Source organism: Pseudomonas frederiksbergensis (genome assembly GCF_001874645.1).
GTDB classification, from domain to species: domain Bacteria; phylum Pseudomonadota; class Gammaproteobacteria; order Pseudomonadales; family Pseudomonadaceae; genus Aquipseudomonas; species Aquipseudomonas frederiksbergensis_B.
Window position 1 is genome coordinate 3997680 of record NZ_CP017886.1, and the last position, 21947, is coordinate 4019626.

The 21947-nt window shown below is 58.1% G+C and carries 24 protein-coding genes, 1 tRNA gene and 2 pseudogenes; 22 read left to right on the plus strand and 5 right to left on the minus strand.

From position 1 onward, the window contains the following. Positions 1-343: 343 nt before the first annotated feature. Positions 344-583, minus strand: coding sequence for a pyocin S6 family toxin immunity protein (locus BLL42_RS19205; RefSeq protein ID WP_071553488.1), 240 nt, complete (start codon positions 581-583; stop codon positions 344-346). An 8-nt stretch (positions 584-591) separates the two neighbouring features. Then, positions 592-1713 (minus strand): colicin E3/pyocin S6 family cytotoxin, encoded by a 1122-nt coding sequence (locus BLL42_RS19210; protein ID WP_071553489.1) that lies wholly within the window; start codon positions 1711-1713, stop codon positions 592-594. Between the two features lie 277 nt (positions 1714-1990). Here BLL42_RS19210 and BLL42_RS19215 point away from each other — a divergent pair, with 277 nt between their 5' ends. Continuing rightward, positions 1991-2374: a DUF6124 family protein gene (locus BLL42_RS19215; protein WP_071553490.1), complete on the plus strand. Its 384-nt coding sequence runs from the start codon at positions 1991-1993 to the stop codon at positions 2372-2374. Positions 2375-2408: 34 nt separating this feature from the next. Next, a pseudogene (locus BLL42_RS19220) lies at positions 2409-2666 on the plus strand (hypothetical protein). Between the two features lie 417 nt (positions 2667-3083). On the opposite strand, the gene BLL42_RS19225 reads toward BLL42_RS19220, so the two are convergent. Beyond that, entirely contained in the window at positions 3084-3413 is a 330-nt protein-coding gene (locus BLL42_RS19225; protein WP_071553491.1) for a hypothetical protein, read from the minus strand. Positions 3414-3559: 146 nt separating this feature from the next. Continuing rightward, positions 3560-3644: transfer RNA gene (locus tag BLL42_RS19230), tRNA-Leu, on the minus strand. A gap of 107 nt (positions 3645-3751) precedes the next feature. Here BLL42_RS19230 and queA point away from each other — a divergent pair. The 6 genes from queA to BLL42_RS19260 all read left to right on the plus strand — a co-directional run bounded on the left by queA (position 3752) and on the right by BLL42_RS19260 (position 9836). After that, positions 3752-4801 carry a tRNA preQ1(34) S-adenosylmethionine ribosyltransferase-isomerase QueA gene (queA, locus tag BLL42_RS19235; RefSeq protein ID WP_071553492.1) on the plus strand — a complete coding sequence of 350 codons (1050 nt, stop codon included), beginning with the start codon at positions 3752-3754 and terminating at the stop codon, positions 4799-4801. A 14-nt stretch (positions 4802-4815) separates the two neighbouring features. Continuing rightward, positions 4816-5931 carry a tRNA guanosine(34) transglycosylase Tgt gene (tgt, locus tag BLL42_RS19240; RefSeq protein ID WP_162130630.1) on the plus strand — a complete coding sequence of 372 codons (1116 nt, stop codon included), beginning with the start codon at positions 4816-4818 and terminating at the stop codon, positions 5929-5931. 43 nt (positions 5932-5974) lie between these two features. Continuing rightward, positions 5975-6310 carry a preprotein translocase subunit YajC gene (gene yajC, locus BLL42_RS19245; protein ID WP_007982729.1) on the plus strand — a complete coding sequence of 112 codons (336 nt, stop codon included), beginning with the start codon at positions 5975-5977 and terminating at the stop codon, positions 6308-6310. 63 nt (positions 6311-6373) lie between these two features. Next, the gene (secD, locus tag BLL42_RS19250) at positions 6374-8242 is read left to right on the plus strand and encodes a protein translocase subunit SecD (protein ID WP_071553493.1); all 1869 of its coding nucleotides are present in this window, start codon (positions 6374-6376) and stop codon (positions 8240-8242) included. A gap of 9 nt (positions 8243-8251) precedes the next feature. Beyond that, complete coding sequence (gene secF, locus BLL42_RS19255) at positions 8252-9166, plus strand: protein translocase subunit SecF (RefSeq protein WP_071553494.1); 915 nt, start codon at positions 8252-8254, stop codon at positions 9164-9166. A gap of 118 nt (positions 9167-9284) precedes the next feature. Beyond that, positions 9285-9836, plus strand: a complete 552-nt coding sequence (locus tag BLL42_RS19260) for a glycine zipper 2TM domain-containing protein (protein ID WP_071553495.1) — start codon at positions 9285-9287, stop codon at positions 9834-9836. A gap of 210 nt (positions 9837-10046) precedes the next feature. Here BLL42_RS19260 and suhB read toward each other — a convergent pair whose 3' ends face one another. Continuing rightward, positions 10047-10862, minus strand: coding sequence for a type III secretion system regulator SuhB (gene suhB / locus BLL42_RS19265; RefSeq protein ID WP_071553496.1), 816 nt, complete (start codon positions 10860-10862; stop codon positions 10047-10049). 145 nt (positions 10863-11007) lie between these two features. Between suhB and trmJ the strand changes: the two genes are divergently transcribed. From trmJ to BLL42_RS19335, 14 genes and pseudogenes are all read left to right on the plus strand, one after another. Then, on the plus strand, positions 11008-11778 hold the full coding sequence (trmJ, locus tag BLL42_RS19270; protein ID WP_071553497.1) for a tRNA (cytosine(32)/uridine(32)-2'-O)-methyltransferase TrmJ: 771 nt from the start codon (positions 11008-11010) through the stop codon (positions 11776-11778). A 2-nt stretch (positions 11779-11780) separates the two neighbouring features. Beyond that, the gene (gene cysE, locus BLL42_RS19275) at positions 11781-12557 is read left to right on the plus strand and encodes a serine O-acetyltransferase (protein WP_071553498.1); all 777 of its coding nucleotides are present in this window, start codon (positions 11781-11783) and stop codon (positions 12555-12557) included. A 290-nt stretch (positions 12558-12847) separates the two neighbouring features. Then, entirely contained in the window at positions 12848-13339 is a 492-nt protein-coding gene (gene iscR, locus BLL42_RS19280; protein WP_071553499.1) for a Fe-S cluster assembly transcriptional regulator IscR, read from the plus strand. Positions 13340-13389: 50 nt separating this feature from the next. Continuing rightward, the gene (locus BLL42_RS19285; protein WP_071553500.1) at positions 13390-14604 is read left to right on the plus strand and encodes an IscS subfamily cysteine desulfurase; all 1215 of its coding nucleotides are present in this window, start codon (positions 13390-13392) and stop codon (positions 14602-14604) included. A gap of 94 nt (positions 14605-14698) precedes the next feature. After that, positions 14699-15085 (plus strand): Fe-S cluster assembly scaffold IscU, encoded by a 387-nt coding sequence (gene iscU, locus BLL42_RS19290; protein WP_003443374.1) that lies wholly within the window; start codon positions 14699-14701, stop codon positions 15083-15085. Positions 15086-15119: 34 nt separating this feature from the next. Beyond that, positions 15120-15443 (plus strand): iron-sulfur cluster assembly protein IscA, encoded by a 324-nt coding sequence (gene iscA / locus BLL42_RS19295; protein WP_019693468.1) that lies wholly within the window; start codon positions 15120-15122, stop codon positions 15441-15443. Positions 15444-15451: 8 nt separating this feature from the next. Continuing rightward, positions 15452-15972, plus strand: a pseudogene (hscB, locus tag BLL42_RS19300) (co-chaperone HscB). Between the two features lie 51 nt (positions 15973-16023). After that, complete coding sequence (hscA, locus tag BLL42_RS19305) at positions 16024-17886, plus strand: Fe-S protein assembly chaperone HscA (protein WP_071553501.1); 1863 nt, start codon at positions 16024-16026, stop codon at positions 17884-17886. A 3-nt stretch (positions 17887-17889) separates the two neighbouring features. Next, positions 17890-18231, plus strand: a complete 342-nt coding sequence (gene fdx / locus BLL42_RS19310) for an ISC system 2Fe-2S type ferredoxin (RefSeq protein WP_071553502.1) — start codon at positions 17890-17892, stop codon at positions 18229-18231. A 14-nt stretch (positions 18232-18245) separates the two neighbouring features. Further along, positions 18246-18446, plus strand: a complete 201-nt coding sequence (gene iscX / locus BLL42_RS19315) for a Fe-S cluster assembly protein IscX (RefSeq protein WP_071553503.1) — start codon at positions 18246-18248, stop codon at positions 18444-18446. A gap of 90 nt (positions 18447-18536) precedes the next feature. Continuing rightward, positions 18537-18962: a nucleoside-diphosphate kinase gene (gene ndk, locus BLL42_RS19320; RefSeq protein WP_007916882.1), complete on the plus strand. Its 426-nt coding sequence runs from the start codon at positions 18537-18539 to the stop codon at positions 18960-18962. Between the two features lie 28 nt (positions 18963-18990). Further along, the gene (gene rlmN, locus BLL42_RS19325) at positions 18991-20139 is read left to right on the plus strand and encodes a dual-specificity RNA methyltransferase RlmN (RefSeq protein WP_071553504.1); all 1149 of its coding nucleotides are present in this window, start codon (positions 18991-18993) and stop codon (positions 20137-20139) included. A gap of 12 nt (positions 20140-20151) precedes the next feature. Beyond that, the gene (gene pilW, locus BLL42_RS19330) at positions 20152-20910 is read left to right on the plus strand and encodes a type IV pilus biogenesis/stability protein PilW (RefSeq protein ID WP_071553505.1); all 759 of its coding nucleotides are present in this window, start codon (positions 20152-20154) and stop codon (positions 20908-20910) included. Beyond that, positions 20910-21944 carry a RodZ domain-containing protein gene (locus BLL42_RS19335; protein WP_071553506.1) on the plus strand — a complete coding sequence of 345 codons (1035 nt, stop codon included), beginning with the start codon at positions 20910-20912 and terminating at the stop codon, positions 21942-21944. Before pilW ends, BLL42_RS19335 begins: the two co-directional genes overlap by 1 nt. The last annotated feature ends 3 nt before the right edge of the window (positions 21945-21947 follow it).

A 21947-nucleotide genomic window follows, 5' to 3' on the forward strand; every position in this document is an offset into this window, starting at 1 on the left:
GAGGGCTTGTCGATGGGTGATGTATAGCAAGTGTTACAGGTAAGAAAAAGCATCAGATCCGTGGGCAATTCTACGGAGCAGAACTGCACTATTGCGCATTTCTCCGATTTCAAATCGGGGTATTGCTGGTGATACCTGTTCCTGTATTCCTGCCGGTTTCGAGGTCTTACTCTGCAAGGTGTTTCCCTTGTGGATCGTACATTTCAACCGCACCGTGATGACTAGCCAACACTTCGCCGAGGGGCACGTTGCGGATGGCATGGAGCAGGGTTTGATCCAGGGTTGTCACCGCTGAGGCGTAAGCGCATCGGACGGTCCCTCCGACGCTGCGGTTATTGGTTCGCTAAGCTTCAACACCGATGAATAGCTTTAAATGGGTTGGAAGCGATTGCCCGATGATTTTTGATATTTGCGCGGCTTGCTCATCCGCCAGCAGCCACTCCCCTTCTGCCATCGCATTAAGATTTCTATGACCTAGGAGTTGTACGATTTCATCGTTAAAGGAACCATCCAGATCAAGTTCAAAATGGAGGGAGTCGTCTTCAGCACTGTCAGGCAGGAATCCACTGATACAGAGATACATAAATACTCCTATTTTTCTACGTTCCGGCCGGGTTTGGCGGGTTTGGTTTGCTCGCCGGTAACCGGGTCAAACTCACCTAAATGCTTTCCCTGTTTGTCGTACATCTCAACCGCTCCGTGCTGGCTATCCCACTCATAAATCCGCCCCTTTCCATCCTTCCAGCGTCTACGAGCCCCGCCGCCGCCCTGTACTCTCGTTTTAAAATCGACTTTGACCGCGTCAGGAAAGGCCGCCAGACCTTTTGGCGCAGGGTGGAAGCTGTGATCGCCGCCTAGAGGCCGCGAGAACACCAGATACAACGAACTCAGGCCAGAGTCTGCCGGAAAAACCAGAATGCAGTCCTTGGTCTCTATGTCGTCCCCTGTCGGATAGCCCTCGATCTGGGAGTCTGTTCCTTCCGGGATCGGGTGTACGAGAATAGGGTCTTGGCTGTGGCTGGCGTCAGGGTGGACCAAGGGCGGTATGCCTGATCGTCCTCTAGGTGTCCAAAGAATGGTGGCCCCGTTTAACTCTGCTTCTATCGCGGTTCTGGTGGCGTTCCACTTGGCCTGAACCGTACGCACGGTGTCATCCCCTGAGGGGCCGGTATGGATGCCGTAAATCTGTAGCACGCCCTCAACATCGCGACGGAACTGAAAGCGCACGCGGGTCGGAGCTCGGGTCATACTGCGTAGCTGATCGTCGGTATAGAGTGTGCCGTCGCCCATTTTGGTCGGGAGCATGCCCAGCACAAACACGCCGGCAGGATTGCCGCGCAATGCCCAGGTGAATCCCTTTTGCAGGATGCCGCCACCGGCTATGCGCCCCAGTACCGCGTCGAAGCCTAGAGCGAGTCCGGCAGCTTGTGCCGCCGACGGGACAAGCATTGACCCAGCCAGCATGACCTTACCAAAGTTTGAGGCGGGCATGGTGTTGCTACCGGCGTGAGTACTCCCCCAGTTTTCAGGAGTGCAGCACTTGGCAAAGACTGGGTCTGAACGCTCCTTGGGAATTGGCCATTCATCTTTGGGGATGTATTCCCGCTCTGGCTCAGGGGGCGGATTCCAGGCGGCCCACGAGGCACCACCGTTCGGACGTTTCCGGCTCCAAATGTCGTTGAAAGGATCTTTTTTCTGTTTGTCCTTGGTCATGACAATCCCTGTGTGACTTCGTCTCGAGACAGGAGATTGTCGATCAGCTCGCTTCCCAGTCAATTTGACTCGGTAACCTAAAGTTTCAGACTTTGGATAAAACGCTATCTGTCCCGTATTTCTCCCCGTCCTAGGACATTTCCCGCAATTCGTAGCGCCTTTCATGAACTGGCGAGTAACGTTCCAGGAAGATAATCTCCTGTCTTCGCAGCAGCCGAGCGGACGGTTTTGACAGACCGAAAAAACGCAGGGATCCTGAAAATCCTGGAGATTCCTTATGAAAAAAACTACCCGAAATCCACTTGAAACCCCGTCGCTCTCAACACCAGAAGACCTCGATCCAATAGAACTCTCCGAAACCGCCCAACGCGCCGTCAGTGCCCGTTTGCGTAACCCCAGTCACCCTGATCCCGTCAGCCATGTATTCACCATCGTCCCCGACGTAGACACGCCAACCTTACTGGTCCACGCCAGCGAAACCCTCGCCTCGATCAACGCCATGACCACCGACCTGGCGTTCGAACTCGAAGGCTCGCGGCGCAATGTGGCACTGGCGATGCAACAGTTGACCGTGTTGGCGGAGTTGTTGGTAAACCGAGCGCTAGACCACCTCGACCAGCCCGATGGCACAGGTGAGAGTCAGCCCACCGTCCACCACTGAGTGGCCGCGCTCGTTTACCCAATGGAGGTTTGTCATGGATCGATACATGCCAGTCACCGGCATTGACTGCACCGTCCCGTCACTGCTGATCGATACCCAAGCGCCACTCGACGTACTGCACGAAACCGCCGCCTACCGCATCCGCACCGCGACCTAATTGTTGGAGAACATTGCTGTGGGCGAGGGTATTCACAGTGAACTGGCACGGGTGCTGGTGACTTCACTGCGCGATGGCTGCGATTTGCTGGACGTGGTTGGGCGACGATTGCAGGCGCAGGTGCTGTTGGTATGAAAAATGGGCGACCTTGTTCAGGTCGCCCATTTCAAGTTTGAGCAGGAAAAGGGAGGGGCAGATTACGTTTTACTCACACCCGTAATCGTGGTCTGTCACGTATTCCCCTGTGGCCACCCGTACCGTTACCGTGCTCTCGCGGACTTTAGTGATCGGGTAAAGCTGGAGATCGCGAGATGTATGTCATCTTAAAAAGACAGGGACAGATCACGTTTTCTCACACCCATAATCGTTGTCGTTCTCTGTATTTCCCGAGATCAAAAGATCGCAGCCTTCGGCAGCTCCTACCGGGGTGACGGTGGGATTGAGAGAAAAGGGGACAGAGAAAAGGGCAGAGGTCCATTTTCATTTCAGCCAAACCTCTGCCCAGTATCAGTCGGTGTAAAGGGGCACCAAACTTGCCCCCAACCCGATCATTCACTGAATATCTTTCAAGTAATCCTTAAGCGCTATGAGCGGGGCGTCAAGTTGCTCCAGCGTCTGCGCCGCGCTGAAATCAACCGACAATCTATCCAGTTCTCGACCCAGTGGCGTACCAGCCCCACCTATCGCCTCAAGCGCCAGCCCCACGCATTCAGCCACTTTGACCTTGATAGTCGTGACGTCACCTCTGCGTATCAGCAAGCCGAATACCTCCCTCTCATAATCGCTCATCATCAGGTCGTCGCGCAGGATCGGGCTTTGACCTTCCGTTTCGTAAGCGAGCTTGAGGGAGAAGAGGGCGACTGTTTCCAGTGGCAATTCCATGGGGGAATCCTTGAGAAATTTCCTGCCGGGTGAGGATTTTAAGATCAAAAGATCGCAGCCTTCGGCAGCTCCTACGGAGGGGGAGGCTGGCTCACTTTTCTATAGGCGAAAAAAAAGGCCTTGCTAAGCAAGACCTTTCTTAATTTTGGTGCCCCGAGGGAGACTCGAACTCCCACTCCTTTCGAAAACGGATTTTGAATCCGCCGCGTCTACCAATTCCGCCATCAGGGCTTAATGGCCGCGGAGTATAGAGAGGTGATAACCGTTGGTCAATCAGGTACATGGAGAATTTTTGATTATTCCGCTAGACTTCCCGGCCCTGCTAGACGAACCCCATCATGCGCGTTGCTGACTTTACTTTCGAACTCCCTGATTCGCTGATCGCTCGCCACCCTTTGGCCGAGCGGCGCGGCAGTCGCCTGTTGACCCTGGATGGGCTCAGCGGCGCTCTGGCACACCGTCAATTCACTGATTTGCTTGAGCATTTGCGCCCGGGCGATTTGATGGTGTTCAACAATACCCGGGTGATTCCGGCGCGGCTGTTTGGCCAGAAAGCTTCCGGCGGCAAGCTGGAAATCCTGGTGGAGCGGGTGCTCGACAGTCATCGCGTGCTGGCCCATGTGCGTTCCAGCAAGTCGCCGAAGCCGGGTTCGAAGATCCTCATCGACGGCGGTGGCGAAGCTGAAATGCTCGCGCGTCATGATGCGTTGTTCGAGCTGGGGTTCGCTGAAGAAGTGCTGCCGTTGCTCGACCGCGTCGGGCACATGCCGCTGCCTCCTTATATAGACCGCCCGGACGAAGGTTCGGACCGCGAGCGTTATCAGACGGTCTACGCCGAGCGTTTGGGCGCGGTGGCAGCACCGACGGCGGGGCTGCATTTCGATCAGCCGTTGCTCGAGGCGATTGCCGCCAAGGGCGTCGAGACGGCGTTCGTGACCTTGCACGTCGGCGCTGGCACCTTTCAACCGGTGCGCGTCGAGAAGATCGAAGACCATCACATGCACAGCGAATGGCTGGAAGTCGGCCAGGACGTGGTGGATGCGGTCGCTGCGTGCCGTGCGCGTGGCGGGCGAGTGGTGGCGGTGGGGACCACCAGCGTGCGTTCGCTGGAAAGCGCCGCCCGCGATGGCGTGCTCAAGCCGTTCAGCGGCGACACCGATATCTTTATCTACCCAGGCCGGCCGTTCCATGTGGTCGATGCCCTGGTGACCAACTTTCATTTGCCCGAATCCACGTTGTTGATGCTGGTTTCGGCGTTCGTCGGTTATCCCGAGACCATGGCCGCCTACAAGGCCGCCGTCGAGCATGGATACCGCTTTTTCAGCTACGGTGATGCGATGTTCATCACCCGTAATCCCGCGCCACGCGGCCCAGAGGATCAAGCATGAGTCGCACCAGTCGTATGTCATTTGAGCTATTGGCCACCGACGGCAAGGCTCGCCGTGGTCGCCTGACCTTCCCGCGCGGTACCGTCGAGACCCCGGCGTTCATGCCAGTGGGCACTTACGGCACGGTCAAGGGCATGCTGCCGCGGGACATCACCGCGACGGGCGCCGAGATCATTCTGGGCAATACCTTTCACCTGTGGCTGCGTCCTGGCACGGAAGTGATCAAGAAGCACGGCGACCTGCACGATTTCATGCAGTGGAAAGGCCCGATTCTGACCGACTCCGGTGGTTTCCAGGTGTTCAGCCTGGGCGCCATGCGCAAGATCAAGGAGGAGGGCGTGACCTTCGCCTCGCCGGTTGATGGCGCGAAAGTGTTCATGGGCCCGGAAGAGTCGATGCAGGTTCAGCGCGACCTGGGCTCCGACATCGTGATGATTTTCGACGAATGCACGCCGTACCCGGCCGACGAAGATGTAGCGCGGGTGTCGATGGAGCTGTCGTTGCGCTGGGCTCAGCGTTCGAAAAACGCTCATGGCGACAACACTGCGGCGCTGTTCGGCATCGTTCAGGGCGGTATGCACCAGGACCTGCGCATGCGCTCGCTGGAAGGCCTCGACAAGATCGGCTTTGATGGCCTGGCGATCGGCGGTCTGTCGGTCGGCGAGCCCAAGCACGAGATGATCAAGGTGCTCGATTACCTGCCAGGCCAGATGCCGGCTGACAAACCTCGTTACCTTATGGGCGTTGGCAAACCGGAAGACTTGGTTGAGGGTGTGCGCCGCGGTGTGGACATGTTCGATTGCGTGATGCCAACCCGTAATGCCCGCAATGGGCACTTGTTCATAGATACTGGCGTGCTGAAGATTCGTAACGCGTTCCATCGCCATGATGATTCGCCGCTCGATCCGACCTGCGATTGCTACACCTGCCAGAACTTCTCCCGTGCTTATCTGCATCACCTGGACAAGTGCGGCGAAATGCTGGGTAGCATGTTGAATACCATCCACAATTTGCGCCATTACCAGGTGCTTATGGCTGGTTTGCGCGAGGCTATTCAACAGGGTACATTGGCCGCCTTTGTCGATGCCTTCTACGCCAAACGCGGGCTACCTGTGCCGCCTTTGGACTGAGTTTTCTGACCCCAAGATTCAACATTTGCAACTGGAGTGCTAAATGAGCTTTTTTATCTCTAATGCCATGGCTGATGCTGCTGCCCCTGCGGCAGGCCCGATGGGCGGCGGCTTTGAGTGGATTTTCCTGGTCGGCTTCCTGGTCATCTTCTACCTGATGATCTGGCGTCCACAGGCCAAGCGCGCCAAAGAGCAGAAGAACCTGCTGAGCAGCCTGCAGAAAGGCGACGAAGTTGTGACCACCGGTGGTATCGCCGGCAAGATCACTAAAGTGGCAGATGATTTCGTTGTTCTGGAAGTTTCCGACACGGTCGAAATGAAATTCCAAAAGGGCGCCATCGCCGCCACGCTGCCAAAAGGCACGCTAAAAGCGATCTAAGTTCCAACTTCTACTCAATCGACGGGGCGCGCAAGGCGCCCCGCGTCATAAGCGGGCGGCGTGATGCTGAACAAATACCCTCTGTGGAAATACATTCTGATCCTGGCGGTGCTGGCGGTCGGTCTGATTTATTCCGCTCCCAATCTTTATCCTGACGATCCGGCCATTCAGGTCAGCGGTGCAAGTACTGCGCTGCAGGTTAATCAGGCGGATCTGGATCGTGTGAGCAAAGCGCTCAATGACGCCGGGATCAACGTCAAGGCGGCCACTCTTTCGGCCAATGGCAAGGGCGGTTTGGTGCGCCTGACCAAGGCTGAAGACCAGCTGCCAGCCAAAGACGTGGTGCGCAAGGCACTGGGTGATGACTACGTCGTCGCGCTGAACCTGGCACAAACGACCCCGCAGTGGCTGCGTGCCCTCGGCGCGCACCCGATGAAGCTGGGCCTGGACTTGTCCGGTGGTGTGCACTTCCTGCTCGAAGTGGACATGGACAAAGCCCTCGACGCCCGCCTGAAAGTCTACGAAGGCGACGTCAAGAGCCTGTTGCGTAAAGAGCGTCTGCGCTATCGCAGCCTGCCGCAACTCAATGGCGCCATTCAGCTGGGTTTCAGTGATGAAGCTTCCCGCGAAGAGGCCCGTGCGCTGATCCGCAAGAACTTCAACGATTTCGACATTGTTCCGGCCGACCTCAATGGTCAGGCGGTACTGCGTCTGGCGATGACCCCGGCCAAGCTGGCGGAAATCCGCGAATACTCCATCAAGCAGAACTTGACCACGGTGCGTAACCGCGTCAACGAGCTGGGTGTTGCCGAGCCTATCGTTCAACGCCAGGGTGCCAACCGCATCGTGGTTGAGCTGCCAGGCGTGCAAGACACTGCCGAAGCCAAGCGTATCCTCGGCAAGACGGCCAACCTCGAGTTCCGTCTGGCGGCTGAGCCGGGTGCTTCGAAAGCCACTTCCGAGACCTTCGAGTTCCGTGAGGGCAAGCGTCCTCCTGCGCAAATCGAGCGTGGCCTGATCATCACGGGCGACCAGGTGACTGACGCCAAGGCTGGTTTCGGCGAGCACGGTACGCCGGAAGTGAACATTCGTCTGGACGGTCACGGCGGTGAGCTGATGAACCGTGCGACGCGTTCCAACGTCGGTCGCAGCATGGCGGTGATTTTCATCGAGCAGCGCCCGGTGACGACTTACGTCAAGCAAATGGTTAACGGCGTCGAGAAAGACGTGCCGGTTCAGACCTTCAAGGAAGAGAAGAAGATCATCAGCCTGGCGACCATTCAGTCGCCGCTGGGTGCTCAGTTCCGCATCACTGGCCTGAACGGTCAGGGCGAGTCCTCGGAGCTGGCCTTGCTGCTGCGCGCGGGTGGTCTGGCGGCACCGATGTACTTTGCTGAAGAGCGCACAATCGGTCCAAGCCTGGGTGCTGACAACATCACCAAGGGTGTCGATGCGTCGCTGTGGGGCATGCTGTTCGTTTCGCTGTTCATCATGGCCATCTACCGCTTCTTCGGCGTGATCGCCACGGTTGCGCTGTCGGTGAACATGGTGCTGCTGCTGGCCTTGATGTCTCTGCTGGGGGCAACGCTGACCCTGCCAGGTATCGCCGGTATCGTATTGACCATGGGCATGGCGGTCGACGCCAACGTACTGATCTTCTCGCGGATACGTGAAGAGATCGCGGCCGGCATGACGGTGCAGCGGGCAATCAACGAAGGCTTCGGCCGGGCATTTACTGCGATTCTCGACGCCAACCTGACCACCCTGTTGGTCGGCGGCATCCTCTTTGCCATGGGCACCGGCCCGGTGAAGGGCTTCGCAGTGACCATGTCCCTCGGGATCTTTACCTCGATGTTCACGGCCATCATGGTGACCCGCGCGATGGTCAACCTGATCTTCGGCGGTCGTGACTTCAAGAAGTTGTGGATTTAAGGGGCTGCCATGTTACGTACTATCAACTTCATGGGCGTTCGCAACGTTGCGTTCGGCGTCACATTGTTCCTTACCGCTCTGGCGTTGTTCAGCTGCTTCCACAAGGGCATGAACTACGGTCTGGACTTCACCGGCGGTACGCTCATCGAGCTGACCTACGAGCGTCCGGCCGACGTCATGAAAGTTCGCTCCCAGCTGACTGAGGCGGGTTATCACGAAGCGATCGTTCAGAGCTTCGGCGCTACCACCGATTTGCTGGTGCGTATGCCTGGCGAAGACCCGCAACTGGGTCACCAGGTAGCTGAAGCGCTGCAGAAAGTCGGCGGCGACAACGCGGCTGTGGTCAAGCGCGTCGAGTTCGTGGGCCCGCAGGTCGGTGAAGAGCTGCGCGACCAGGGCGGCCTCGGCATGCTGATGGCGCTGGGCGGCATTCTGATCTACCTGGCTTTCCGCTTTCAGTGGAAGTTCGCGGTCGGTGCGATTGTCTCGCTGATCCACGACGTGATCGTGACCGTGGGTATCCTGTCGTTTTTCCAGATCACCTTCGACCTGACGGTGCTGGCGGCGGTGCTGGCGATCATCGGTTACTCGCTCAACGACACCATCGTGGTATTCGACCGGGTTCGTGAGAACTTCCGCGTGCTGCGCAAGGCCAGCCTGATCGAGAACATCAACATCTCGACCACGCAAACCCTGCTGCGGACGATGGCGACGTCGATCTCTACCTTGCTGGCGATCTCCGCGCTGCTGTTCTTCGGTGGTGACAACCTGTTCGGCTTCTCCATTGCGCTGTTTATCGGTGTTCTGGCGGGTACTTACTCGTCGATCTACATCGCCAACGTGGTGCTGATCTGGCTGAACCTGAGCAGCGAGGATCTGATTCCTCCTGCCAATACCGAGAAGGAAGTGGACGACCGTCCTTAAGACGTCATTCCTCCTGTTTATACCCAAAAGGCGCGAGTATTGAACTCGCGCCTTTTTTTATGCTCCAAGGCTGGGAGAAGCGCGGGCATGTCCCGCATGTGATGGTCAGGAGGTTCATGTGAACAAGTCGTTACTGGTTGGTGCGGTATTGGGTGCTGTCGGTGTCACTGCCGGAGGCGCTGTTGCCACCTACAGCCTGGTAAAAAGCGGCGGCCCTGAGTATGCGCAAGTACTGGCAGTTGATCCGGTCAAAACACAGATCAAGACTCCGCGTGAAGTGTGCAGGGAGGTGCCTGTTACCCGGCAGGCGCCGGTAAAAGACGAGCATCAGATCCTCGGTACGGTACTCGGTGCGGTCGGCGGTGGTCTGTTGGGCAATATGGTCGGTGGCGGTAATGGCAAGAAGCTCGCCACCGTGGCGGGTGCGGTTGGCGGCGGTTATGCCGGTAACAAGGTGCAGGAGCACATGCAGAACGGTGATACCACCACCACGATGCAAAGGCGTTGCGAAACGGTCAATGACGTCAGCGACAAGCTCGTAGGCTATGACGTTCGGTATTCGCTGGGCGGCAAGGAAGGCAAGGTGCGGATGGATCGTGATCCGGGCAATCAGATTCCGGTCGACAAGGACGGTCATCTGATCCTGGGACAGAACGAACCGGCGAAGTGATGTTGAGCTGATTGTCAAATTTTCAAAAAAGCCGGAGGCTTTCGGCGCGTAGAGGATCGCCAAGATCGCAGCCTGCGGCAGCTCCTACGCCGAGCAGTCGAATCCGTAGGAGCTGCCGCAGGCTGCGATCCTTTGGGGGTGTGGTGTTTTCGAGATCAAATTTCAGGCATAAAAAAAGCACCCCGAAGGGTGCTTTTTTGTGCCTGGCGCTTAGCGTTTCAGCGAGGCTGGCAGGTGCGGCTGGATGGCCGTCAGTACTGCTTTGAAACATTTGGTGTTACCAGCAACGACGTGGCCTTTTTCAAGGAAGTCGTGACCGCCGGTGAAGTCGCTCACCAGGCCGCCAGCTTCCTGAATCAGCAGGGCGCCTGCTGCCATGTCCCACTCGGACAGGCCCGACTCCCAAAATGCGTCGAAACGGCCGGCAGCTACGTAGGCCAGGTCCAGGCTCGCCGAGCCGGCGCGACGGATGCCGGCGGTCTGGCCAACCAGGGCGCGGAACATGCCCAGGTAGTTGTCGAGGTTGTCCATCTGGTCGTCACGGAACGGGAAGCCGGTACCCAGCAGGGCGCCGTCCAGGCTGGTGCGGCCGCTGACGCGCAGGCGACGACCGTTCAGTTGAGCGCCACGACCACGGCTGGCGGTGAATTCTTCCTGGCGAACCGGGTCCAGAACAACAGCGTGCTCCAGGCGACCGCGATATTTGCAGGCGATGCTGACAGCGAAGTGAGGAATGCCGCGCAGGAAGTTGGTGGTGCCGTCCAGTGGATCGATGATCCACAGGTAGTCTTCGCCTTCGCCGCTGCCAGCGTGCATGCCGGTTTCTTCACCGAGAATGCCGTGAGTCGGGTAGGCCTTGCGCAGCGCGTCGATGATTTTCTGTTCGGCAGCGCGATCCACTTCGGACACATAGTCCTTGGCGTCTTTTTCGTCGACCTTGATGGTATCCAGGCGCTCGATGGAGCGGAAGATCAATTCACTGGCGCTGCGGGCGGCGCGCAGCGCGATATTCAGCATGGGCTGCATGGATGTGTCACCTAAGGTTGTTAAAGAAAGCCGAGCATTCTATCAGAAAGTTTCTACAGGTGAAGGACGACGTTCGCTTTCATAGCTTAACGGTAGGATGCTCTGTAAGATTTGCTCCCCATTTCCCTGTCAGAGAGCACCTCCCTTGCTGCAGAACATTCGTGTCGTCCTGGTCAATACCAGCCATCCGGGGAATATCGGAGGGGCTGCGCGTGCCATGAAGAACATGGGCCTGTCGCGACTGGTGCTGGTCGAGCCGCGCTTGTTTCCGCATCACGAGGCGGATGCACGGGCCTCCGGTGCCGGTGACATCCTGGAAAACGCCCAAGTCGTCGCCACGCTGGAAGATGCGCTGGTCGGCTGCAATCTGGTGCTGGGCACCAGCGCTCGTGACCGTCGTATCCCTTGGCCGCTGCTCGATCCTCGTGAATGCGGGGTGAAGGTGGTTGAGGAGGCGGCGCAAGGCGCCGAGATTGCTTTGGTATTTGGCCGTGAAGATTCCGGCCTGACCAATGAAGAGTTGCAGCGATGTCATTATCACGTGCACATCCCGTCAGACCCTGAGTTCAGTTCGCTGAACCTTGGGGCGGCGGTGCAGGTGTTGAGCTATGAAGTGCGCATGTCCTGGCTGGCGGCCGAAGGTCAGCCGAGCAAGGTCGAGAAGGATGAAGTGGCGTCCACCAAAAGTGGTGAACTGGCGACCATGGATGAGTTGGAGCGATTCTATGAGCACCTGGAGCAAACGCTGGTGGCCATCGAGTTTCTTGATCCGGAAAAACCACGGCACTTGATGGCGCGCCTGCGTCGGTTGTACGGACGAAGCTCGGTCAGCCGGGCGGAAATGAATATTTTGCGTGGCATCCTCACGGAAACCCAAAAAGCGGCCCGTGGTGAGCTTCTTAAGCGGAAGGATTAATGATGTTCGAGCGTTTGCGTGAAGATATCCAGAGCGTTTTCCACCGTGACCCGGCGGCACGTAATGCGTTTGAGGTGCTGACCTGCTATCCGGGCATGCACGCCATCTGGATTCATCGACTGTCTGCTGCTCTATGGGGCATGGGCTGGAAATGGCTGGCGCGGTTGGTGTCGAACTTCGGTCGCTGGTTGACCGGGATCGAGATTCATCCGGGCGCCAAGGTGGGGCGGCGTTTCTTTATTGACCACGGCATGGGCATTGTCATCGGCGAAACCGCTGAAATCGGCAATGACGTGACGCTGTATCAGGGCGTGACCCTTGGCGGTACCAGTTGGAACAAAGGCAAGCGCCATCCGACGCTGGAAGACGGTGTGGTGGTCGGGGCGGGCGCCAAGGTGTTGGGTCCGTTCACTGTGGGTGCTGGTGCCAAGGTGGGTTCCAATGCGGTGGTGACCAAGGCTGTGCCGGCAGGGGCGACAGTGGTCGGGATTCCCGGGCGGATTATCGTCAAGTCCGATGATGAGCTGGAGGCCAAGCGCAAGGCCATGGCCGAGAAGATTGGTTTTGATGCCTATGGTGTCGGTGAAGACATGCCGGACCCGGTGGCGCGTGCCATCGGTCAGTTGCTGGATCACTTGCAAGCGGTCGATAGTCGACTGGAAGGCATGTGCGGTGCGCTCAAGGATCTGGGCAGCCCTTACTGTGCCAAAGACTTGCCTGAGCTGCGCGAAGAAGACTTCGCCTGTGTAAAAGACAAGGATGAAAGCCAGGCCAACTGAGTGCCCGGCGTAGGAGCTGCCGAAGGCTGCGATCTTTTGATCTTCTAAATCTTGAAAAGATCGCAGCCTTCGGCAGCTCCTACAGATCCAGATCCAGATCCAGATCCAGATCCAGATCCGGCCGGCATATCGAACTGCGTGCGGCGGGTGTGCTATTGCGCCACAGATGCTGCTATCATTTGCGCGCTCTTTTGCGGGTAAACCTGACTAAAGTACTAGGTCTTAAAGTTGACTTAAATACTCGGGAATTGCATACTCGCCTCCATTCCGAAACTCCGTGGTAATTGTCCATGCGACTGACTACTAAAGGCCGATACGCGGTCACCGCCATGCTTGATCTGGCGTTGCACGCGCAGCACGGGCCGGTGTCCCTGGCCGATATCTCTGAGCGCCAAGGCATTTCCCTGTCCTACCTTGAACAGCTTTTCGCCAAGTTGCGCCGCAGCAATCTGGTTTCCAGTGTCCGTGGACCAGGCGGTGGCTACCAGCTATCGCGTGACATGCAGGGCATCCAGGTCGCTCAGGTGATCGATGCGGTCAACGAATCGGTCGATGCAACCAAATGCCAGGGCCTGGGTGATTGCCATGGTGGCGACACCTGCCTGACCCACCACTTGTGGTGTGATCTAAGCCTGCAAATCCACGAATTTCTGAGCGGTATCAGCTTGGCTGACCTTGTCACTCGCCGTGAGGTACAAGAAGTAGCCCAGCGTCAGGACCAGCGTCGTTGCAACAGCAAGACACCGAGTCTGGACAAGATTGAAGCGTCCGCCGTCGAATGACAGCCAAAGAGCTAGCGGCACGCCAGCCAGCCTGATTTAGGAGAGAGTCCATGAAATTGCCGATTTACCTTGATTACTCTGCGACCACCCCGGTTGATCCGCGTGTCGCGCAAAAGATGAGTGAATGCCTGCTGGTCGACGGAAACTTCGGTAACCCGGCGTCCCGCTCCCACGTGTTCGGCTGGAAAGCCGAAGAATCGGTCGAAAACGCTCGCCGCCAGGTCGCTGACCTGGTCAACGCCGACCCGCGTGAAATCGTCTGGACCTCCGGTGCCACCGAGTCCGACAACCTGGCAATCAAGGGTGTCGCGCATTTCTATAGCACCAAAGGCAAGCACCTGATCACCACCAAGATCGAACACAAGGCTGTCCTCGACACCATGCGCCAACTGGAGCGCGAAGGTTTTGAAGTCACCTACCTCGATCCTCGTGAAGACGGTCTGGTGACGCCTGAGATGATCGAAGCTGCACTGCGCGATGACACCATCCTGGTGTCGGTCATGCACGTGAACAACGAAATCGGCACGATCAACGACATCGCAGCCATCGGCGAGCTGACCCGCTCCAAGGGCATCCTGTTTCACGTCGACGCTGCGCAGTCCACCGGCAAGGTCGAGATCGACCTGCAAAAGCTGAAGGTCGATCTGATGTCCTTCTCGGCTCACAAAACCTACGGCCCTAAAGGCATCGGCGCGCTGTACGTAAGCCGCAAGCCGCGTGTTCGCCTTGAAGCGACCATGCACGGCGGCGGTCACGAGCGCGGCATGCGTTCCGGCACCCTGGCCACCCACCAGATCGTTGGCATGGGCGAAGCGTTCCGTGTGGCCAAGGAAGACATGGCTGCCGAAAACGTCCGTATCAAAGCCTTGAGCGACCGTTTCTTCAAGCAGGTCGAAGGCCTCGAAGAGCTGTACGTCAACGGCAGCCTGACGGCCCGCGTTCCGCACAACCTGAACCTGAGCTTCAACTACGTTGAAGGCGAGTCGCTGATCATGGCGCTCAAGGATCTGGCGGTATCATCCGGTTCGGCCTGCACCTCGGCGTCCCTTGAGCCTTCGTACGTACTGCGCGCCCTGGGCCGCAACGACGAACTGGCACACAGCTCGATTCGCTTTACCTTCGGCCGCTTCTCCACTGAAGAAGAAATCGATTATGCCGCGCAGAAAGTCTGCGAGGCCGTCACCAAGCTGCGCGCTCTGTCGCCGCTGTGGGACATGTACAAAGACGGCGTCGACATTTCGAAGATCGAGTGGGCGGCACACTAACGAATTAAGTCGCCGCACACGGGCTCTGCAAGGTGTATTGAAAAGTTGGCTTGCAGAGCCCAAAGAGCGACTATCTGATGAGTGAGGAATAATCATGGCTTACAGCGAAAAGGTCATCGACCACTACGAGAACCCGCGTAACGTCGGCAAGATGGACGCGGAAGATCCTGATGTCGGCACCGGCATGGTCGGCGCTCCGGCGTGCGGCGACGTTATGCGCCTGCAAATCAAGGTCAACGAGCAGGGCATCATCGAAGACGCCAAGTTCAAGACCTACGGCTGCGGCTCTGCCATTGCTTCCAGCTCCCTCGCTACCGAGTGGATGAAGGGCAAGACTCTGGATGAAGCAGAGACCATCAAGAACACCCAGCTGGCTGAAGAACTGGCCTTGCCGCCAGTGAAAATCCACTGCTCGGTACTCGCGGAAGACGCCATCAAGGCGGCCGTTCGCGATTACAAGCAGAAAAAAGGCTTGATCTGACTTTCAAGATTTGGCGACGAGTAAGGAGTCACCGATGGCTATCAGCATGACAGAAGCGGCTGCTCAGCACGTGCGACGCTCCCTCGACGGGCGCGGCAAGGGTGATGGGATTCGTCTGGGTGTTCGCACCACGGGCTGTTCCGGCCTTGCCTACGTGCTGGAGTTTGTCGATGAGGTAGGGGCGGACGATCAGGTATTCGTCAGTCACGGCGAGAAAGTGATCATCGATCCGAAAAGCCTGGCTTACCTGGACGGCACCGAGCTCGATTTCGTCAAGGAAGGGTTGAACGAAGGCTTCAAGTTCAATAATCCCAACGTGCGCGGTGAGTGTGGCTGCGGCGAAAGCTTCAACATCTGAGGCTGCTCGTGGGTACTCCTTGTCATTTCGCTTTATTTGAGCTGCAACCGAGCTTCACTCTGGATCTCGATCAGCTGGCTACGCGCTACCGTGAGTTGGCGCGCGGCGTTCATCCAGACCGCTTTGCTGATGCTTCCGAGCGTGAGCAACGGCTGGCGCTAGAGCAATCCGCGAGCCTCAACGAGGCCTACCAGACGCTCAAAAATCCCCCCAAACGCGCGCGTTACCTGCTCGCCATGGGGGGCGCGAGCTGCCGCTGGAGGTCACGGTGCATGATCCGGAATTTCTTCTGCAGCAGATGCAATGGCGTGAAGAGCTCGAAGACCTGCAAGACAGTGCCGATCTGGCCGGGATTGTGGTATTCAAGCGCCGCCTGAAGGTCGCTCAGGATGAACTGAACGAAAGCTTCGCAGCTTGCTGGAATGATGCGGCGCAACGTGAACAGGCTGAACGCCTGATGCGGCGCATGCAGTTCCTCGACAAGCTCACCTACGAAGTGCGCCAGTTAGAAGAGCGCCTCGACGATTAACCCAGTGCCGCCTCGGTCGCACGCCTGATATACAGATAAGTCCTGATAACGATGGCCCTACTGCAGATCGCCGAACCCGGCCAAAGTCCTCAACCGCACCAGCGTCGTCTGGCTGTGGGGATCGACTTGGGCACTACCAATTCGCTGGTCGCTGCGCTGCGCAGTGGTCTTTCCGAGCCACTGGCCGACGCTGACGGGCAGGTCATTCTGCCGTCTGCGGTGCGCTATCACGCTGACCGTGTCGAGGTCGGCGAGTCCGCCAAACTGGCAGCGGCTACCGATCCGCTGAACACGGTGTTGTCGGTCAAGCGCTTGATGGGTCGTGGTCTGTCCGACGTCAAGCAATTGGGCGAGCAGTTGCCGTACCGCTTTGTCGATGGCGAGTCGCACATGCCGTTCATCGACACCGTGCAAGGGCCGAAAAGTCCGGTCGAAGTGTCCGCCGATATCCTCAAGGTGCTGCGTCAGCGCGCCGAGTTGACGCTGGGCGGCGAACTGGTTGGCGCGGTGATCACCGTTCCGGCTTATTTCGATGACGCACAGCGCCAGGCAACCAAGGATGCGGCCAAGCTGGCCGGCCTGAACGTGCTGCGTTTGCTCAATGAGCCAACCGCTGCGGCGGTGGCTTATGGTCTGGACCAACACGCCGAAGGGCTGGTTGCCATTTACGACCTGGGCGGCGGCACCTTCGATATTTCGATTCTGCGTCTGACCGGCGGCGTATTTGAAGTGCTGGCAACCGGTGGCGACAGCGCCCTGGGCGGTGATGACTTCGATCACGCGATTGCTGGCTGGATCATCGAGAGCGCGGGTTTGTCCGCTGATCTCGATCCAGGTGCGCAACGTCATCTGCTGCAAACCGCCTGCGCGGCCAAAGAAGCCCTGACTCATGCGGCGACGGTTGAAGTTGCCTATGGTGACTGGAAATCCGCGCTGACCCGCGAAGCCTTTGATGCGCTGATCGAGCCGATGGTTGCTCGCAGCCTGAAAGCCTGCCGTCGCGCTGTGCGTGATTCCGGTATCGAGTTGGAAGACGTGAAAGCGGTGGTGATGGTCGGCGGTTCGACCCGCGTGCCGCGTGTTCGCGACGCCGTAGCTGAGGCCTTTGGTCGTCAGCCGTTGACCGAGATCGATCCGGATCAAGTGGTGGCGATTGGCGCTGCGATCCAGGCCGATACCTTGGCGGGCAACAAGCGCGATGGCGGCGAGTTGCTGCTGCTCGACGTGATTCCGTTGTCCCTGGGGCTGGAAACCATGGGTGGCCTGATGGAGAAGGTGATTCCGCGTAACACCACGATCCCTGTCGCCCGCGCTCAAGACTTCACGACCTATAAAGATGGTCAGTCGGCCATGATGATTCATGTGCTGCAGGGCGAGCGCGAGCTGATCAGCGATTGCCGTTCCCTGGCGCGCTTCGAATTGCGCGGCATTCCAGCCATGGTGGCGGGTGCGGCGAAGATTCGCGTGACCTTCCAGGTCGATGCTGACGGTCTGCTCAGTGTTGCGGCCCGTGAACTGGGTTCGGGCGTTGAAGCCAGTATCCAGGTCAAGCCGTCCTACGGTCTGACCGACGGCGAAATCGCCCGCATGCTCAAGGATTCGTTCCAGCACGCCAACGACGACAAGGTCGCCCGTGTACTGCGTGAGCAGCAAGTCGATGCCCAGCGTTTGATCGAAGCGGTGCAGGGCGCCCTCGATGTCGACGGCGAGCGTCTGCTCGACGCCGAAGAGCGCATGGTCATCGAGTTGCAGATGCAGGAACTGACCGAATTGATGAAAGGCACCGATGGCTACGCCATCGAGCAGCAGACCAAGCGTCTGTCGCAAGTGACCGATGCCTTTGCTGCCCGCCGCCTGGACTCGACGGTGAAAGCCGCTCTGGCGGGGCGCAACCTGAATGAAATCGAGGAATAACTGATGCCGCAGATCATTTTTCTGCCACACGCCGAGCATTGCCCGGACGGTATGGTTGTAGAGGCTGAGACCGGCAAGTCCATTCTTGAAGTGGCCCACGACAACCATATCGAGATCGAGAGCGCCTGCGGCGGCGTTTGTGCCTGCACCACCTGTCACTGCATCATTCGCGAAGGCTTCGACTCGCTGAATGAGGCCGATGAGCTGGAAGAGGACTATCTTGATCGGGCCTGGGGTCTGGAAGCTCAATCGCGCCTGACCTGCCAGGCAGTCGTCGGGACTGAAGACCTGACCGTCGAAATTCCTAAATACTCGCTCAACCATGCAGCCGAAGCGCCGCATTGATTCAAGGAACTGTCATGAGTCTTAAATGGGTTGATGTGCTGGAAATCGCGATCCAGCTGGCTGAAAGCAAGCCGGATGTGGATCCGCGTTACGTGAACTTCGTCGATCTGCACCAATGGGTGCTGGCGTTGCCGGAGTTCAATGATGACGCTGCTCGCGGTGGCGAGAAGGTGCTTGAAGCCATTCAAGCGGCCTGGATCGAAGAAGCCGACTGAACGCACCGTACGCCGTTAGGCAATACCAAAGAACCCGCGTATAATTCGCGGGTTTAATTTTTCGCAAATTACCGTTTCTGGAGTTACACCATGGCTGTTCAACGTACTTTCTCCATCATCAAGCCTGACGCAGTTGCAAAAAACGTTATCGGCGAGATCACCACTCGTTTCGAAAAAGCTGGCCTGCGCGTTGTAGCTTCGAAACTGAAGCAACTGTCCAAAGCCGAAGCTGAAGGCTTCTACGCTGAGCACAGCGCTCGTGGTTTCTTCGGCGACCTGGTTGCTTTCATGATCTCCGGTCCGGTTGTTGTTCAGGTTCTGGAAGGCGAAAACGCTATCGCTCTGAACCGTGAGCTGATGGGCGCTACCAACCCTAAAGAAGCTGCTGCCGGCACCATCCGCGCTGACTTCGCTGATTCCATCGACGCCAACGCTGTGCACGGTTCGGACTCCGAAGCCGCTGCTGCTCGCGAAATCTCGTACTTCTTCGCAGCTACTGAAGTAACCACTCGCTAAGCATTGGCTTGAGAGTGAAGGTGAATCCATGACTACATCGACTGTTAAAACTAACCTGCTGGGTCTGACTCAGCTGGAAATGGAAAAATTCTTCGACTCAATCGGGGAGAAGCGTTTCCGTGCCGGTCAGGTAATGAAGTGGATTCACCACCTTGGCGTCGATGATTTCGACGCCATGACGAACGTCAGCAAGGCCTTGCGCGACAAGCTCAAGGTTATTGCCGAAGTTCGCGGCCCCGAAGTGGTCAGCGAGGACATCTCCAGCGACGGCACCCGTAAGTGGGTGGTGCGCGTGGCGTCCGGCAGCTGCGTCGAGACCGTCTACATTCCCCAGGGCAAGCGCGGCACTTTGTGCGTTTCGTCCCAGGCAGGCTGTGCCCTGGATTGCAGTTTCTGCTCCACCGGCAAGCAAGGTTTCAACAGCAACCTTACCGCCGCCGAAGTCATCGGCCAGGTGTGGATTGCCAATAAATCGTTCGGCAGCATCCCGGCAACCGCCGACCGTGCCATCACCAACGTGGTGATGATGGGCATGGGTGAGCCGCTGCTGAACTTCGACAACGTCGTTGCCGCCATGCACCTGATGATGGACGACCTGGGCTATGGCATCTCCAAGCGCCGTGTGACCCTGTCGACCTCCGGCGTGGTGCCGATGATCGATGAGCTGTCCAAGCACATCGACGTTTCCCTGGCGTTGTCCCTGCACGCACCGAACGATGCGCTGCGTAACCAGCTGGTACCGATCAACAAGAAGTACCCGCTGAAAATGCTCCTCGAATCCTGCCGCCGCTACATGTCGTCCCTGGGCGAAAAGCGCGTGCTGACCATCGAGTACACCTTGCTCAAGGACATCAATGACAAGGTCGAGCATGCGGTTGAAATGATCGAGTTGCTCAAGGACACGCCTTGCAAGATCAACCTGATCCCGTTCAACCCGTTCCCCCATTCCGGTTACGAGCGGCCGAGCAACAACGCCATCCGTCGTTTCCAGGATCAACTTCATCACGCTGGCTTCAATGTCACCGTGCGCACCACCCGTGGCGAAGATATCGACGCCGCGTGTGGCCAATTGGTAGGACAGGTGCTGGATCGCACCCGTCGTAGCGAACGTTATATCGCCGTGCGTGAGTTGAGCGCCGACAACGATATGCCGCAAGACGCTGCGAATCGTACGTAAGAGAGGATCTCTATGTCACTGCGCCTAGCGCTGCTTCTGCTGTTCGCCAGTCTGTCGGCTGGCTGTGTTCTGTCGGGTGATTTCAATCCGATGAAAACCAGCAAGGGGCGCGATGAGGCGCGTGCTGCTTATGTGCAGCTGGGTGTAGGGTATCTGCAGCAAGGCATGACCGAGCGGGCGAAAGTCCCGCTGAAGAAGGCCCTCGAACTGGATAGCTCCGACCCGGATGCCAACGCAGCGTTGGGCCTGGTGTTTCAGGCCGAGATGGAACCCGAGCTCGCTGATCAGCATTTTCGCAAGGCACTGTCCGGTCGTCCCGGCGATGCACGCATTCTGAACAACTACGGCAGTTTTCTCTTTGAAGAGAAACGTTACAAGGAAGCGTACGAGCGCTTTGAACAAGCGGCTGCCGATAGCCTTTATCCTGAGCGTTCACGGGTTTTCGAGAATCTCGGCATGACGGCTTCGATGCTCGGTCAGCGTGATTTGGCTCGCCAGCAGCTGGAAAAAGCCCTGCGCCTGAACCGCCAACAGCCACGAGCGTTGCTGGAAATGGCTGAGTTGTCGTACGAAGACAGGCATTATGTGCCCGCGCGTGACTATTACGATCGTTTTAGCCTGCTCGCCGAGCAAAATGCACGTAGTCTATTGCTCGGCGTTCGGCTGGCAGGCGTGTTCGAAGATCGCGACAAGGCTGCCAGTTTGGGCCTGCAATTAAAACGACTCTATCCCGGTACGCCGGAATATCAGCAATACCTGTCGGAGCAATGATGAAAGCGGCGCATCCAGAAGTTGTAGCAGCGACTCGCGTAAACCCCGGAGAGACCCTGCGTCAGGCCCGCGAAGGCAATGGTTGGTCGCTGGCGGAAGTGGCGCTCAAGCTCAATCTCACCGTGAATTCCCTGAGCAATCTGGAAAACGGCGCTTTCGACAAGTTGCCAGGGCATACCTTTGCTCGCGGCTATATCCGCGCTTACGCCAAATTGCTTGGCATGGACCAGGCCGTTCTGGTTCAGCAGTTCGACCAGCACACCGGCACCGATTCCCAGGGCAGCAACGTGCACAGCCTTGGGCGTATCGAAGAGCCATCGCGGGTTTCCCACACCATTTTGCGAATCGTCAGCCTGTTGCTGCTGATTGCCGTGGTGGGTGGCGGTTTTGTCTGGTGGCAGGATCAAACCTCGTTGCGCACCAAGGACCTGATTGGTCTGAGCCCTGAACACGTTGAAGTCGAAGGCGCCGATGGCACCACGCAGATCCATCCGCTCGACGAGCCGGAAGATCAGGCCGTTGTAGAAGGTCAGAACGAAGCCGCGACGCCTCTGGCATTGCCTGAAGGCCCGGCCACTGCCGAAGTTCAGGCAAATGTTGAAGCGCCGACTCCGGCCGCTCCGGTAGCCCCTGTGGTTGCGCCAATGGCCCCCGTCGTTGTGCCGACAGCGCGCACTGCTCCAGCCCCCATTGTTGCAACACCTGCGGCACCGGTCGCGGCTGTTGCGCCAGCGCCGGTCGTGGCCGCCGCTCCGGTTGCTGCATCCGCCACTCCGGCCGCTCCGGTTGCCGGCGCGGGCCAGGTGCGGATTCAGTTCTCTGCCAACTGCTGGACGCAAGTCACCGATGGCAACGGCAAAGTGCTGTTGAGCGGTCTCAAGCGTAAAGGCGAAACCGCCGACGTCAGTGGCAAACCACCGTTTGCAGTACGCCTGGGCTATGCCCGTGGCGCGCAGGTCAGCTACAACGGGCAAGTGGTCGATGTAGCTCCGTTCACCAGTGGCGAGACTGCTCGCCTGAAGTTGGGTCAATAAGTC

Coding starts and splice junctions, on each gene's coding strand:
- fdx (WP_071553502.1), top strand. CDS start 17,890: ATGCCGCAGATCATTTTTCTGCCACACGCCGAGCATTGCCCGGACGGT.
- iscU (WP_003443374.1), top strand. CDS start 14,699: ATGGCTTACAGCGAAAAGGTCATCGACCACTACGAGAACCCGCGTAAC.
- secF (WP_071553494.1), top strand. CDS start 8,252: ATGTTACGTACTATCAACTTCATGGGCGTTCGCAACGTTGCGTTCGGC.
- ndk (WP_007916882.1), top strand. CDS start 18,537: ATGGCTGTTCAACGTACTTTCTCCATCATCAAGCCTGACGCAGTTGCA.
- queA (WP_071553492.1), top strand. CDS start 3,752: ATGCGCGTTGCTGACTTTACTTTCGAACTCCCTGATTCGCTGATCGCT.
- BLL42_RS19210 (WP_071553489.1), bottom strand. CDS start 1,713: ATGACCAAGGACAAACAGAAAAAAGATCCTTTCAACGACATTTGGAGC.
- BLL42_RS19205 (WP_071553488.1), bottom strand. CDS start 583: ATGTATCTCTGTATCAGTGGATTCCTGCCTGACAGTGCTGAAGACGAC.
- suhB (WP_071553496.1), bottom strand. CDS start 10,862: ATGCAGCCCATGCTGAATATCGCGCTGCGCGCCGCCCGCAGCGCCAGT.
- BLL42_RS19225 (WP_071553491.1), bottom strand. CDS start 3,413: ATGGAATTGCCACTGGAAACAGTCGCCCTCTTCTCCCTCAAGCTCGCT.
- BLL42_RS19215 (WP_071553490.1), top strand. CDS start 1,991: ATGAAAAAAACTACCCGAAATCCACTTGAAACCCCGTCGCTCTCAACA.
- cysE (WP_071553498.1), top strand. CDS start 11,781: ATGTTCGAGCGTTTGCGTGAAGATATCCAGAGCGTTTTCCACCGTGAC.
- iscA (WP_019693468.1), top strand. CDS start 15,120: ATGGCTATCAGCATGACAGAAGCGGCTGCTCAGCACGTGCGACGCTCC.
- BLL42_RS19285 (WP_071553500.1), top strand. CDS start 13,390: ATGAAATTGCCGATTTACCTTGATTACTCTGCGACCACCCCGGTTGAT.
- pilW (WP_071553505.1), top strand. CDS start 20,152: ATGTCACTGCGCCTAGCGCTGCTTCTGCTGTTCGCCAGTCTGTCGGCT.
- tgt (WP_162130630.1), top strand. CDS start 4,816: ATGTCATTTGAGCTATTGGCCACCGACGGCAAGGCTCGCCGTGGTCGC.
- iscR (WP_071553499.1), top strand. CDS start 12,848: ATGCGACTGACTACTAAAGGCCGATACGCGGTCACCGCCATGCTTGAT.
- rlmN (WP_071553504.1), top strand. CDS start 18,991: ATGACTACATCGACTGTTAAAACTAACCTGCTGGGTCTGACTCAGCTG.
- BLL42_RS19335 (WP_071553506.1), top strand. CDS start 20,910: ATGAAAGCGGCGCATCCAGAAGTTGTAGCAGCGACTCGCGTAAACCCC.
- secD (WP_071553493.1), top strand. CDS start 6,374: ATGCTGAACAAATACCCTCTGTGGAAATACATTCTGATCCTGGCGGTG.
- iscX (WP_071553503.1), top strand. CDS start 18,246: ATGAGTCTTAAATGGGTTGATGTGCTGGAAATCGCGATCCAGCTGGCT.
- yajC (WP_007982729.1), top strand. CDS start 5,975: ATGAGCTTTTTTATCTCTAATGCCATGGCTGATGCTGCTGCCCCTGCG.
- hscA (WP_071553501.1), top strand. CDS start 16,024: ATGGCCCTACTGCAGATCGCCGAACCCGGCCAAAGTCCTCAACCGCAC.